Here is a 13,144-nt window from a genome sequence, read left to right on the forward strand (position 1 = left end):
GCCCCGGTCCATCGAGCCTGCCTCACCCCGGGGGTGGTGCTGGCCCCACCCCGGAATCGCCAGGTCGCACTACTGATCTCGGCGCCGCGCGTGGCCAGCATGGGACGAGTCCGGAACACGATCTCCGATCTCCGATCCCTGATCTCCCGATGGTCTCCGGTGTTCTTTGGAAGGACTCCCATGTCCCGCGTGGTCATCTTCTCCGCCTCGGTCGGCGCCGGCCATGACAGCGCCGCCCAGGCTCTCGCCGACCGGCTGACCGCGCGCGGCTTCGCGGTCGACCGGCACGACTTCCTGACGCTGATGCCCGCCGGGCGCGCGGTGTGCGGCTCCTACCGGCGCATCATCACGCACGCCCCGGCGCTGTATCAGTGCATTTACGCCCGCACCGAGCGCGCCGCGCGCCCCGGGCTGGTGCAGCGGCAGCTGCTGCGCGGCGCGGAGCAGGCGGTGCTGGACGCGATACCGGCCGACGCGGTCGCGGCGGTCGCGACGTATCCGCTCGCGGCGCAGGTGCTGGGACGGCTGCGGGCGGCGGGACGGCTGGCCGTGCCGGTGGTGGTGACGTTCACCGACTTCTCCGTGCACCCGCTGTGGATCGCGCCCGGTGTCGACCTGTACCTGGCGCCGCACGCGGTGACGGCGGCGCAGGCGGTCGCGCACGGTGTGGACCCGGCGAAGGTCGCGGTGGCGCGGCCGTTGGTGTCGGCGCGGTTCGCCGAGGGGTCGGCGGCGCGACGGGAGGCGGCGCGGGCGCGGTTCGGGTTGGCAGGGGCGGCAGGAGCCCGCGAGGACAAGCCGCTGGCGCTGTTGCTCGGCGGCTCGTGGGGCGTCGGCGACATCGAGCAGACGGCGCGCGATCTCGCGGCGTCGGGCGTGGTGACGCCGGTGGTGGTGTGCGGCCGCAACGCGGTGTTGCGGGGACGGCTGCGCGCGGCGGGGTTCCCGCATGTGTTCGGCTGGGTCGGGGACATGCCGACGCTGATGGCGGCGTGCGACGTCATGGTGCAGAACGCCGGCGCCTCCAGCACGCTCGAGGCGTTCGCCACCGGGCTGCCGGTCGCCACCTACCGCAGCCTGGTCGGGCACGGCCGGACCAACGCCGCGGTGCTGGACGAAGCAGGGCTCGCGGTCTGGGTGCGGTCGCGGGAGGAGCTGGCCGGCTCGCTGCTGGAGCTGACGTCCGGAGTGCGGGGGCGGCGCCAGCACAACGCCGGGCTGGCGATGGTCGGCGGCGGCGCCGAGCCGGACGCGCTGATCATGGAGCTGATCGCGGAGCTGTCCGCGGACGCCTCCGTCGGGGCGGTGGCGGTCTGATGCGTGCCCTGACGACCGCCGCGACCGTGCTCACGCACCCGTTCCCGGCCACCACGACCTTCGGTCCCGTCCGCAACCGCGTGCTGCCCGGTCTGGCGGCGCGCGGCGCGCCCGACCACGTCGCGCTCACCTTCGACGACGGACCCGACCCGAACTCCACCCCGCGCTTCCTGGACCTGCTCGCGGCGCGCGGCGTGCGCGCGACGTTCTTCCTGCTCGGCTCCATGGCCGAGCGCGCGCCGGGGCTGGTCGGCGAGATCCAGGCCGCCGGGCACGAGATCGGCGTCCACGGCTGGCACCACCAGAGCCTGCTCTTCCGCGGCCCGCGCGCCACCGAGCAGGACCTGACGCGAGCCCGCGACCACCTCGCCGAGCTGACCGGCGAGCAGCCGCGGTTGTTCCGGCCGCCCTACGGCGTCATGACCACCGCCGCGCACCGCACCGCACGCCGCCTCGGACTGCGGCCCACGCTCTGGACCAGCTGGGGCGAGGACTGGACGGCGCGCGCCACCTCCGGCGGCGTCCACCGCCAGGTCACCAAGGACCTGCGCGGCGGCGGCACGATCCTGCTGCACGACACGGACTGCACCGCCAAGCCAGGGTCCTGGCACGCCACGCTCGGCGCCGTGCCGCTGCTGCTCGACCACTGCGAGGAGCGCGGCTGGGCGGTCGGTCCGCTGCGGGAGCACGGCCGGGTCGGAGGGTGACGGCGGCGGGTGATGGCGGGGCGTGATGTGAGTCGGAGTGTGGCGGCGTACCCGGAGTATCAGCCCGCGGTGTGATGGTCGCCCGGATACGCCATCCGGGCGACTCCATCGGAGTGAGGGACCGGTCTGATTGTCAGTGCTCGTCGGCCGGTCAGTGCTGATCTGATCGTCAGTGCTCGTCGCCCTCGGCGGCCTGCACCAGCTCCACCAGCACCCCGTGCGCGTCCTTCGGGTGCAGGAAGTTGATCGTGGAGCCCATGCTGCCGCGCCGCGGCTGCTCGTACAGCGAGCGCACGCCCTTGCCGACGATGTCCGCGGTCGTGGTCGCCACGTCGGCGGTGCCGAAGGCGACGTGGTGGACGCCCTCGCCGTTCTTCGCCATCCACTTGGCGATCGCCGAGTCCTCGCGGGTCGGCTCCAGCAGCTGCAGGTAGCTGGCGCCGCCGTCGTCGGTGCTGTTGATCTTCAGCATCGCCTCGCGGACGCCCTGTTCCTCGTTGACCTCGGTGTGGAAGACCTCGAAGCCGTAGGTCGCGCGGTAGAACTCGACCGTGTCGTCGAGATTGCGGCACGCGATGCCGATGTGGTCGATGCGCGTCAGTGGTGAAGACATGGGGACATCCTCCAGGGAGCGGCTCGAGCGCGCGCGGGGTTGTGTCGAAAACGACACCCTAAGCTACTGACGAGTAATTTACTCCTGACTAGGCTGGTGGCCAGCAACAGGCTTCACTTCCCCTCACCCTCGCAGACACTGGAGAGCATCATCGTGAGCGCTACCAAGTCGGTGATCGTCGCAGGCGCGCGGACCCCGATGGGCCGCCTGCTCGGCTCCTTGAAGAACTTCTCCGGCGCGGACCTCGGCGGGGTGGCCATCAAGGCCGCCCTGGAGCGGGCCGGGGTCGCGCCCGAGCAGGTGCAGTACGTGATCATGGGCCAGGTGCTGCAGGCCGGCGCCGGGCAGATCCCGGCGCGCCAGGCGGCGGTGTCCGCGGGTATCCCGCTGACCGTCCCGGCGATCACCATCAACAAGGTGTGCCTGTCCGGTCTGGACGCGATCGCGCTGGCCGACCAGCTCATCCGGGCCGGCGAGTTCGACATCGTGGTGGCCGGCGGCCAGGAGTCCATGACCAACGCCCCGCACCTGCTGCCCAAGTCCCGCGAGGGCTTCAAGTACGGCGCGGTGGAGATGCTCGACGCGATGGCCTACGACGGCCTGACCGACCCCTGGGAGAACATTCCCATGGGCCAGTCGACCGAGAAGCACAACGCCCGCCTGGGTATCGAGCGCGCCCCGCAGGACGAGTTCGCGGCCCGCTCGCACCAGCGCGCCGCCGCCGCGCAGAAGAACGGCGTGTTCGAGGCCGAGATCACCCCGGTCTCCATCCCGCAGCGCAAGGGCGACCCGATTGTGTTCGCCACCGACGAGGGCATCCGCCCCGACACCACCGCGGAGAGCCTGTCCGGCCTGCGCCCGGCCTTCACCAAGGACGGGACCATCACCGCCGGCACCTCCTCGCAGATCTCCGACGGTGCGGCCGCGGTGGTCGTGATGTCCAAGGCCAAGGCCGAGGAGCTGGGCCTGGAGTGGATCGCCGAGATCGGCGCGCACGGCAACGTCGCGGGCCCGGACACCTCGCTGCAGTCGCAGCCCTCGAACGCCATCAAGCACGCCCTGGGCAAGCAGGGTCTGACCGTGGCGGACCTGGACCTGATCGAGATCAACGAGGCGTTCGCGGCGGTCGGCGTGCAGTCGATGAAGGACCTCGGCGTGGACGAGGAGATCGTCAACGTCAACGGCGGCGCGATCGCGCTGGGCCACCCGATCGGCATGTCCGGCGCGCGCCTGGTGCTCAGCCTCGCGCTGGAGCTCCAGCGGCGCGGCGGCGGCACCGGCGCGGCGGCGCTGTGCGGCGGCGGCGGGCAGGGCGACGCCCTGATCATCACCGTGCCGCGGCGCGGCTGAGCCCGGCGCGGATAGGATCACCGGCCGTGGCTGGCAACGATGTGACGGACCTCGTCGAACGCGCCCGCAAGGGCGACCCGCGCGCGGTGGCGCGGCTGATCTCCCATGTGGAGGACGGCTCCCCGCTGCTGCGCGAGGTGATGGCGGCGCTGACCCCGTACGCCGGCGGCGCGTACGTGGTCGGGCTGACCGGCTCGCCCGGCGTCGGCAAGTCCACCTCCACATCCGCGCTGGTCACGGCGTTCCGCACGCAGGGCAAGCGGGTCGGCGTGCTGGCCGTGGACCCCTCCTCGCCGTTCTCCGGCGGCGCGCTGCTCGGCGACCGGGTCCGGATGCAGGAGCACGCCACCGACCGCGACGTCTACATCCGCTCCATGGCCTCGCGCGGACACCTCGGCGGCCTGTCGGCCTCGACGCCGCAGGCGGTGCGGGTGCTGGACGCCGCGGGCTGCGACGTGGTGCTGATCGAGACGGTCGGCGTCGGGCAGTCCGAGGTCGAGATCGCCGCGACCGCCGACACCTCGGTGGTGCTGCTGGCGCCGGGGATGGGTGACGGCATCCAGGCGGCGAAGGCCGGGATCCTGGAGATCGGCGACCTGTTCGTGGTCAACAAGGCCGACCGCGACGGCGCCGACGCCACCGCCCGGGAGCTGGGCCACATGCTGGCGCTCGGCGAGTCCCGCTCGCCCGGGGACTGGCGGCCGCCGATCGTGAAGACGGTCGCGGCCACCGGCCAGGGCATCGAGGAGTTCGTCGAGGCGCTGGACAAGCACAAGAGCTGGCTGGAGGAGAACGGCCAGCTCGACGAGCGCCGGCGCTACCGGGCCTCGGTGGAGATCGAGGGCATCGCCTTGGCGGCGCTGCGCGCGCGGATCGGCGACCTGCACGGCGACCGGCGGCTGTCGGTGCTGGCCGAGCGGGTCGTGGGGCGCGAGCTGGATCCGTACTCGGCGGCCGACGAGCTGGTGGCCGGGGTCAGCGACTAAAGAGCGGGGCGGGGCGCATGAGACTGACCGACGTCATCATCGACTGTCAGGACCCGGAGGCGCTCGCCGCGTTCTGGGCCGAAGTGCTGGAGCGGGCGGTCGTGGCGCGGATCGGGCCGTTCGTCTTCCTCGACCGCGTCGAGGGGCTGGGCGTCGGGTTCCAGAAGACCGACGAGCCGAAGGCGGGCAAGAACCGCGTCCACTTCGACATCCGCTCGCCCGAGCCCGCTGCCGAGCGCGCGCGGCTGGAGGCGTTGGGGGCGAGCTACCTCCCGCAGTACGCCGGAGGAGGCTTCCTGGTGATGGCTGATCCGGAGGGCAACGAGTTCTGCGTGCTCCCCGAGGGACCGTTCGAGCTCGACGACGAAGGGCGTGCGGATTACCTCCCGCACGCCCTCTGAGATCGGCCGCCCCCTGAGACGGCGTTAGTTCTTCAGGGACTTGTGCAGCCAGAACGGCCCGGTCGGCAGCACCGAGGCGACCAGGACGACCAGGAACCGCTTGGCGTCCCAGTCCTGCGTCTGCTTCACGGCGTAGGCCAGCGCCAGGTACGCCAGGAACAGCAGCCCGTGGATCATGCCGAAGACCATGGTCGGCGCGGGCATGTGCGCGGCGTACTTCAGCGGCATCGCGATGCCCAGCAGGATGAGGAAGGACACACCCTCGGCCAGGGAGACCACGCGGAAGCGCGCGAGCTTGGTGTCCTCGGCGGTTGTCTCAACGACAGTGGTCACGGGCGGGTCCTCGCTGTTCACACGGGTTATGGCCGACAACGTGTCGGTATATCCCGGGCAGAATACCGGACCTGCTACCACGCCTGTTCGCCTCCCCCTACGCTGGAGCGCATGCGTGACTGGAACAGGCGCCATTGTGCGCGTCGGGGGCATGAAACCTACGCACCGGTGGGCTCGGGGCTGGAGACCGAGCTGGCGGCGAGACTTCGAGTGGAGACGGTCCACGGACCGGCGTGGCGCTGTCTGCGCTGCGGCGACTTCGTGATCGGTGAGCCCACGACGGGCAGCGGTCCGGCGGACGAGGCGCCGATCGTGCCGCGGGGCAAGGCGCTGCGGGACTTGTTCATCCTGCGGCTGCTGGCGGTCGAGCGGGTGATCCGCGGGGTGGTGATCCTGCTGATCGCCTGGGCGGTGTGGAAGTTCGGCAGCAGCCAGAACGCGGTGCAGCGGCTCTTCGAGTCGGACCTGTCGGCGTTCAAGCCGTTCGCGAACCACTTCGGGTGGGACGTGGAGCACGCCAGTATCGTCGAGCGGATCCGCAAGACGTTCGACTACAAGCCGAAGACGATCCACACGGTCGCGCTGCTGCTCGGGGGCTACGCGCTGCTGGAGACGGTCGAGGGCGTCGGGCTGTGGCTGGCCAAGCGCTGGGGCGAGTACCTGACGGCGGTCGGCACGTCGATCTTCCTGCCGCTGGAGATCTGGGACGGCTACACCAAGATCCACGAGCACAAGTCCTACATCCTGGCGATCTGCACCTTCGCGATCAACGTCGGCGCCGTGGTCTACCTGCTGCTCACCAAGCGCCTGTTCGGCATCCGCGGCGGCGGCGAGGCCTTCGAGGCCGCGAAGCACGCCGACGCGCTGATGACCGTGGAGCTCGCGGCGTGCAACCGCGACCTGCCCGAGCCGCGCTCGGCGCTGTCCGAGACGGTGGTGCTGAACGCGCCGGCGCTGAGCGATCCGGCGCTGACCGATCCGGCGCCGGGGGCTCCATAGCCGCGGGTCCGGCACGCGGTTGCGCGGTTTCCGTGTGCTTTGGCGTGAATTCGACAGGCGGCTCCGGCGAGCCGCCGGCCGATCAGCCCGCCGCGCCTGTCACCAGGTCGGCGGGCGCCAGCCGTTGCGGGTTCAACCACTGCCGTAGGCTGGGGACATGACCACCGACGGCACCGGCGACCCTCCCTGGCTCGATGAGACCGAGCAGGCCGTCTGGCGCCAGTACATCTCGGTGATGCGCCTGCTCCCGGACCGCCTCAGCGCGAGCCTGTCCCGAGCCCACGGCCTGACCCTCATCGACTACGAGGTCCTGGCCCGGCTGTCCGAGGCACCGCTGCGCCGCATGCGCATGACCGAGCTCGCCGAGGGCGCCCTGCTCTCGAAGAGCCGCCTGTCCCACCAGATCAGCCGGATGGAGAAGGAGGGCCTGGTCCGCCGCGAACCCTGCGAGACCGACGGCCGCGGCTTCTTCGCCGTCCTCACCGACCAGGGCTGGGACAAGCTCCTGGCCTCCGTGCCGCTGCACGTCCGCGACGTCCGCGAGTCGTTCATCTCCCCCCTGAGCCGCGAGCAGCTGGTCGCGCTGGGCGACGCGCTGGACGTGATCGGGAAGGGCCTGGAGCCCGGGCGGGGATAGGGCGGCGCTCATGACTTGCGCGTGGGTGGCGGAGCGTGGGCTGGTGCGGTTGGTTTGTGGGTTTTTATAAGCTTTTTACGTCTTCGAGCATGGTTTGATGGCCTCGCAGGGGGCGCAGTTCGGTGGAGCGTGTCCGGGTCACGTTGGCGGCCGGCGGTCGTGAACACGAACAACTGCCGGCCGCCACCGCAACCCGGTCGCCCGCAACCGAACTGCGCCCCCCGCGAGGCCATCAACACCCGCGCGAAGCCGTAAAAAGAAGGCCGCGGGTTCGGCCGGGGCGCGCCGACCTGAGTTCGCGGTGCCGCATACGCGGCATGCCTGTCCAACTTGCAGCACTTCCCGACCGCTGTCACGGTGACGACTGTGACCTCTGTCTCCGAGCGCCCCGATCCCGATGAGCGGGCTGAGGGGCATTCGAGCATTCCGGGGATCGCGGGGCTGTCCGAGCGGCGGAAGAATCAGGCGTTGGCGGTGTGCCTGCTCGTCGGGTTCATGACGTTGCTGGACGTCTCGATCGTCAACGTGGCGTTGCCCTCGATGCAGAAGGGTCTGTCGGCGACGCCTGCCGACCTGTCGTGGGTGGTGTCCGGGTACGCGCTGACCTTCGGGCTGATCCTGGTGCCGGCTGGGGTGTTCGGGGACATGGTCGGGCGGCGGACCGCGTTCCTGGTCGGGTTGGCGGCGTTCACCGTCGCCTCCGGGTTGTGCGGGATCGCGCCGGGGGCGGGGTTCCTGGTGGTCGCGCGGTTGGTGCAGGGGTTCGCTTCGGGGATTCTCGGGCCGCAGATCTCCGGGCTGATCCAGGAGATGTTCAGCGGGGCGGCGCGGGCCCGGGCCTTCGGGTACTTCGGGGCGACGGTGGGGTTGGCGACGGCGGTCGGACCGCTGGTCGGCGGGCTGCTGATCGCCGCCGGCGGGGAGGAGCACGGCTGGCGCTGGGTGTTCTTCGTGAACCTGCCGATCGGGGTCATCGCCTTCGCGCTCGCGCTGCGCCTCATCCCGGGGTGCCTCGGCGCCGGGATGAGCAAGACGCGCGGGCGCATCGACTGGCTCGGCGTCGTCCTGCTCGGCGCGTCCGTGACCGCGATCATGCTGCCGCTGGTGCAGGAGCAGCAGTGGACGGGGCGCGGCAAGTGGTGGCTGGTGGTGCTCGGCGTGCTGCTGATCATCGCCTTCGCGCAGTGGGAGCGCCGGGTCGCGCGCTCCGGGCACACCCCGCTGGTCCCGCCGGCTCTGGTCAGCATCCGCTCCTACACCCTCGGCAGCGTCCTCGGCCTGCTCTACTTCGCCGGCTTCACCACGATCTTCTTCATCTTCACGCTCTACGTGCAGAACGGCCTGAACTACAGCGCCCTGGAAGCGGGCCTGGCCACCACGCCCTTCGCGATCGGCTCCGCGGTCAGCGCCACCCTCGGCGGACGCCTGGTCGGCAAGCACGGCCGCCCGCTGGTCATCCTCGGCATCATCCTGGTGGGGCTGGGCACCGCGGCGGCGGTCCTGGTCGTGCACTGGGTCCACGGACGCGGCGCGGGCATCGCCACCGCGGGCCCGCTGCTGATCGCCGGCGTCGGCTCCGGACTGGTCATCGCCCCCAACCTCGCGCTGTCCCTGTCGGAGGTCCCGGTGATGCGCGCCGGAACCGCCGGCGGCGTCATGCAGACCGGGCAGCGCCTGGGGTCCGCGCTCGGCATCGCCTGCGTCGGCGCCGTCTTCTTCTCCCGCGTCAGCCACGGAAAGGGCTTCGCCAACGCCTTCCAGGCCGGCGCCGTCGTCGCGATCTGCTTCGAGGCCGCCGCTTTGGTGGTCGGGATCGCCGACTGGCGCAGCCGGAAGGCAGACGCCTCCGACGCCTCCGACCCGCCCGAAGCCCTCGACGACGCCCCCGACCCCGCCGCCGGCTGAGCTGCCAAGCTGGTGCGGTGACCGAGGACGCCCTCCACCGCATCGCCACGCTCGTCGCCGACCGCCCGGGACAGGCCCAGCTGCACGTCCTGCGCCACGGGACGCCGGTCCTCGACCTGAACGTCCGCTGCGCGCCGGACACCCCGTTCCTGTTGTGGTCGACCGGAAAACCGCTCACCGCGATGGCCGTCCACCAGCTCGCCGAGCGCGGTCTGCTCGACCTGGACGCCCCGATCGCCGAGCACTGGCCCGAGTACGGCCGCGCCGGCAAGGAATCCGCGACCCCGCGCCACGCGCTCACCCACTCCACCGGCGCGCCGCTGTCCACCTGGCACGTCGTCGGCGACGCCTGGATCATGCACGACTGGGACCGCTCGGTCCGCGCGGCGGCAGCCGCCCCGGCGAAGCGCGAACCGGGGTGGTCCTCGGCGTACCACATCCTCAGCCAGGGCTTCATCCTCGGCGAACTCCTCCAGCGCGTCACCGGCACGCAGCTCGCCGAGTATCTGAGTACGGAGATCCTCGCTCCTGCCGGGCTGCACCACACCACCCTCGGACTGCCGACCTCACAATGGGACGCGCGAGCGGTCCTCGAACTGTCCAAGACGCCGCGAACCCAGCTCCCCGACCGCCTGAAGGTGGCGCGCTTCGCGAAGAAAACCGTTCGCACAGCACCGATCCCGGCCGCGACGGTCCATTCCACGGCGCGCGATATGGCGCGCTTCTTCCAGCTGCTACTGGACGGCGGCAGCATCGACGGCGTGACCGTGTTCAAGCCGGAAACCGTGCAGTCCGCTAGGAATCCCGCCCTGTATGGAGCACCCGGCGTCCGTCCCGACCCGATCATCGGCCACACCGTCCGCTGGGCCCACGGCTTCCAACTCGGCTGGGGCGCGCGATCGGTCCAGACCGCCCAGCCCTTCGGCGTCACGGCGGGGGAGGAGGTCTTCGGCCACAACGGCAGCAACTACTGCAACGCCTGGGCCGACCCCGAACACGGACTCGTATTCGCCTACCTGACCAACTACATGACCCCCCGAGGCCCGGCGCTCGCCTGGCAGACGGAACTCAGCGATTTGGTCCGCGCCGCTGTCGCGTCCGAGATGCAGTGATATACGGACGCTGCGACGCCGTGAACGACGCCACCCACGGGATGAACGGCCACGCCACCGACACCACCAGCACCGCGATCCCCGCGATCCCGAACGCGACCACCACATACGACGCCCGCAGCAGCGCGGCGACCACCGTCACCAACGACAACGCCGCCAGCGTCCAGTCCGGGATCCGGTTGCGCCGAAGATTGATCGCGGTGCGGGAGCGCAGCGTCCGGCGGATCAACGGCCGGCCGCTGCACGACGCCACGATCAGGCACAGCGCGACCTGCGCCAGATCCGAGGCGACGAGGTGGTGCGGGTTCGCGTCCGCGTCGCGGGTCTTGCCGGCGAAGGTGAACCGGGTGATCTGGTCGCGCCAGACCAGCACCGGCATCCGGTCGCCCTCGCTGACCGAGTCCGTGAGGTCCTTCGAGGAGCTCAGGGTGACTGTCTGGGTCTCGCCGAAATCCGGGTCGAGGTAGGCGTGGGTGGTGTACCCGTGCGCGTTCTTGCCGGTGTTCTTCGAGGCGTAGACGAACTCCACGTCCGCCGTCGTGCGCAGGACGCAGCTCTCGGTCTGGGTCCCGCCGACGGCACAGTACGGCGCCTTGTCATAGGTGTCCTGGTCGCCCTGATCCCTCACCAGGTTCAGCGCTCCGCTGACCGCCAACACCGCCGTGGTGACCGCGATCACAGCCAGGATCAGCAGGCCGAACCCGGCGCCGATCCGGCCTCGCAGGCGCCGCCCCCTCCTGCGCCCGGTCAGGTCCACCATGTCCAGCGTCCGCCCCGATTTCGCCACGGCCCAGATGGTACGCGCGGCTCACGGGGACCGGGACCCCCGAAGGGTGCGCGCCGTCCACTCCCCGGACGCGGTTGGAGCGATAGAGTCCACAGTGCGAGAATGAACGTCTCAAGCCTGGAATCTGAAGAGCGGAGTCCCCGATGCCAGCCCTGCGGTCGCGCACCAGCACCCACGGACGCAACATGGCGGGGGCGCGCGCGTTGTGGCGGGCCACCGGCATGGGGGACGACGACTTCGGCAAACCGATCGTCGCGATCGCCAACTCCTTCACCCAATTCGTTCCGGGCCACGTGCACCTGCGCAACGTCGGCGAGATCGTGGCCGACGCGGTCAAGGACGCCGGCGGCGTGGCCAAGGAGTTCAACACCATCGCCGTGGACGACGGCATCGCGATGGGCCACGCCGGCATGCTCTACTCGCTGCCCAGCCGCGAGCTGATCGCCGACGCGGTGGAGTACATGGTGAACGCGCACTGCGCCGACGCGCTGGTGTGCATCTCCAACTGCGACAAGATCACGCCCGGCATGCTGATGGCCGCGCTGCGCCTGAACGTCCCGACGGTGTTCGTCTCCGGCGGGCCGATGGAGGCCGGCAAGACCACGGCCATCGAGGGCGTGGTGCACTCCAAGATCGACCTGATCGACGCGATGATCGCCTCGGCCAACGACGCGGTCACCGACGAGCAGCTCGGCGGCATCGAGCGCTCGGCCTGCCCCACGTGCGGCTCCTGCTCGGGCATGTTCACCGCGAACTCGATGAACTGCCTGGTGGAAGCGTTGGGGCTGGGCCTGCCCGGCAACGGCTCGGTGCTGGCCACCCACGAGGCGCGCCGCCAGCTGTTCGAGCGTGCCGGCTCCACGGTGGTGGAGCTGGCCCGGCGCTACTACGAGGGCGACGACGAGTCGGCCCTGCCGCGCGCGATCGCCACCCCGGCCGCGTTCGGCAACGCGATGGCCCTGGACGTGGCCATGGGCGGCTCCACCAACACGGTGCTGCACCTGCTGGCCGCCGCGCAGGAGGCCGGCGTCGGCTTCGGGCTCAAGGACATCGACCAGGTCTCGCGCCGCGTGCCGTGCATCTCCAAGGTCGCGCCGAGCAGCCAGTTCCACATGGAGGACGTGCACCGCGCCGGCGGCATCCCGGCGATCCTGGGCGAGCTGAACCGCGGCGGGCTGCTGGACACCGAGGTGCACGCGGTGCACGCGCCGACCCTGCAGACCTGGCTGGAGGAGTGGGACGTGCGCGGCGGCAAGGCCTCCGAGGCCGCGGTCGAGCTGTTCCACGCGGCGCCCGGCGGGGTCCGCACCGTCGAGCCGTTCTCGACCGCGAACCGGTGGGCGAGCCTGGACACCGATGCCGAGAGCGGCTGCATCCGGGACCTGGCGCACGCCTACACCAAGGACGGCGGCCTGGCGGTCCTGTGGGGCAACCTGGCGGCCGACGGCGCGATCGTGAAGACCGCGGGCGTGGACGAGAAGATCTGGGAGTTCGCCGGTCCCGCGCGGGTCTTCGAGTCCCAGGACGACGCGGTCGAGGCGATCCTGGCGAAGAAGATCGTCGCCGGCGACGTCATCCTGATCCGCTACGAGGGTCCCAAGGGCGGGCCGGGCATGCAGGAGATGCTGTACCCGACGGCGTTCCTGAAGGGCACGGGCCTGGGCGCCAAGTGCGCGCTGGTCACCGACGGCCGCTTCTCGGGCGGCACCTCGGGGCTGTCCATCGGCCACATCTCCCCGGAGGCGGCGTCCGGCGGCGTCATCGCGCTGGCCGAGGAGGGCGACATCGTCAAGATCGACATCGCCACCCGCAGCCTGCACCTGGACGTCGACCCCGAAGTGCTGGAGGAGCGCCGCGCCAAGCTGCTGGCGGACCTCGGCGGCTACCGGCCGCGCGAGCGCGACCGCCAGGTCTCGGTCGCCCTGCGCGCCTACGCCGCGCTGGCCTCCAGCGCCGCCACCGGCGGCGTGCGGGACCTCGGCCAAATCGGCCGGTGA

General features: G+C 71.2%; 13 protein-coding genes. 10 read left to right on the forward strand and 3 right to left on the reverse strand.

Translation table 11 applies throughout. The annotated features are described in order from the left end of the window. Positions 1 to 180: 180 nt before the first annotated feature. The gene (locus CACI_RS06230) at positions 181 to 1,317 is read left to right on the forward strand and encodes an MGDG synthase family glycosyltransferase (RefSeq protein ID WP_012785475.1); all 1,137 of its coding nucleotides are present in this window, start codon (positions 181 to 183) and stop codon (positions 1,315 to 1,317) included. Then, positions 1,317 to 2,024 (forward strand): polysaccharide deacetylase family protein, encoded by a 708-nt coding sequence (locus CACI_RS06235; protein ID WP_012785476.1) that lies wholly within the window; start codon positions 1,317 to 1,319, stop codon positions 2,022 to 2,024. The genes CACI_RS06230 and CACI_RS06235 overlap by 1 nt, the downstream gene beginning before the upstream one ends. 169 nt (positions 2,025 to 2,193) lie before the next feature. On the opposite strand, the gene mce is transcribed toward CACI_RS06235, so the two are convergent. After that, on the reverse strand, positions 2,194 to 2,637 hold the full coding sequence (gene mce / locus CACI_RS06240; RefSeq protein ID WP_012785477.1) for a methylmalonyl-CoA epimerase: 444 nt from the start codon (positions 2,635 to 2,637) through the stop codon (positions 2,194 to 2,196). A 153-nt stretch (positions 2,638 to 2,790) separates the two neighbouring features. Here mce and CACI_RS06245 point away from each other — a divergent pair, with 153 nt between their 5' ends. From CACI_RS06245 to CACI_RS06255, 3 genes are read left to right on the forward strand one after another with little or no spacing between them, the layout of a single operon-like run. Next, on the forward strand, positions 2,791 to 3,987 hold the full coding sequence (locus CACI_RS06245; RefSeq protein WP_012785478.1) for an acetyl-CoA C-acetyltransferase: 1,197 nt from the start codon (positions 2,791 to 2,793) through the stop codon (positions 3,985 to 3,987). A gap of 26 nt (positions 3,988 to 4,013) precedes the next feature. Next, positions 4,014 to 4,973: a methylmalonyl Co-A mutase-associated GTPase MeaB gene (gene meaB / locus CACI_RS06250; RefSeq protein ID WP_012785479.1), complete on the forward strand. Its 960-nt coding sequence runs from the start codon at positions 4,014 to 4,016 to the stop codon at positions 4,971 to 4,973. A 17-nt stretch (positions 4,974 to 4,990) separates the two neighbouring features. Beyond that, entirely contained in the window at positions 4,991 to 5,374 is a 384-nt protein-coding gene (locus CACI_RS06255) for a VOC family protein (RefSeq protein WP_012785480.1), read from the forward strand. A gap of 24 nt (positions 5,375 to 5,398) precedes the next feature. Here CACI_RS06255 and CACI_RS06260 read toward each other — a convergent pair whose 3' ends face one another. Beyond that, positions 5,399 to 5,707 carry a DUF3817 domain-containing protein gene (locus CACI_RS06260; RefSeq protein WP_012785481.1) on the reverse strand — a complete coding sequence of 103 codons (309 nt, stop codon included), beginning with the start codon at positions 5,705 to 5,707 and terminating at the stop codon, positions 5,399 to 5,401. 111 nt (positions 5,708 to 5,818) lie between these two features. Here CACI_RS06260 and CACI_RS06265 point away from each other — a divergent pair, with 111 nt between their 5' ends. The 4 genes from CACI_RS06265 (at position 5,819) to CACI_RS06280 (ending at position 10,360) form a co-directional block, all read left to right on the forward strand. Then, positions 5,819 to 6,706 carry a DUF2127 domain-containing protein gene (locus CACI_RS06265; protein ID WP_012785482.1) on the forward strand — a complete coding sequence of 296 codons (888 nt, stop codon included), beginning with the start codon at positions 5,819 to 5,821 and terminating at the stop codon, positions 6,704 to 6,706. Positions 6,707 to 6,863: 157 nt separating this feature from the next. Next, positions 6,864 to 7,343: a MarR family winged helix-turn-helix transcriptional regulator gene (locus CACI_RS06270; RefSeq protein WP_012785483.1), complete on the forward strand. Its 480-nt coding sequence runs from the start codon at positions 6,864 to 6,866 to the stop codon at positions 7,341 to 7,343. Between the two features lie 366 nt (positions 7,344 to 7,709). Beyond that, positions 7,710 to 9,248, forward strand: coding sequence for an MFS transporter (locus CACI_RS06275; protein WP_223297466.1), 1,539 nt, complete (start codon positions 7,710 to 7,712; stop codon positions 9,246 to 9,248). 17 nt (positions 9,249 to 9,265) lie between these two features. Beyond that, a complete protein-coding gene (locus tag CACI_RS06280) occupies positions 9,266 to 10,360 on the forward strand; it encodes an EstA family serine hydrolase (RefSeq protein WP_012785485.1) in 1,095 nt (364 codons plus the stop codon). Here CACI_RS06280 and CACI_RS06285 read toward each other — a convergent pair. Continuing rightward, positions 10,317 to 11,147 carry a hypothetical protein gene (locus CACI_RS06285; RefSeq protein ID WP_143765158.1) on the reverse strand — a complete coding sequence of 277 codons (831 nt, stop codon included), beginning with the start codon at positions 11,145 to 11,147 and terminating at the stop codon, positions 10,317 to 10,319. The genes CACI_RS06280 and CACI_RS06285 overlap by 44 nt on opposite strands. Before the next feature lie 143 nt (positions 11,148 to 11,290). On the opposite strand from CACI_RS06285, the gene ilvD reads away from it, so the two are divergent. Then, positions 11,291 to 13,144 carry a dihydroxy-acid dehydratase gene (gene ilvD / locus CACI_RS06290; RefSeq protein WP_012785487.1) on the forward strand — a complete coding sequence of 618 codons (1,854 nt, stop codon included), beginning with the start codon at positions 11,291 to 11,293 and terminating at the stop codon, positions 13,142 to 13,144.

It is taken from the genome of Catenulispora acidiphila DSM 44928 (assembly GCF_000024025.1).
Lineage (GTDB): Bacteria > Actinomycetota > Actinomycetes > Streptomycetales > Catenulisporaceae > Catenulispora > Catenulispora acidiphila.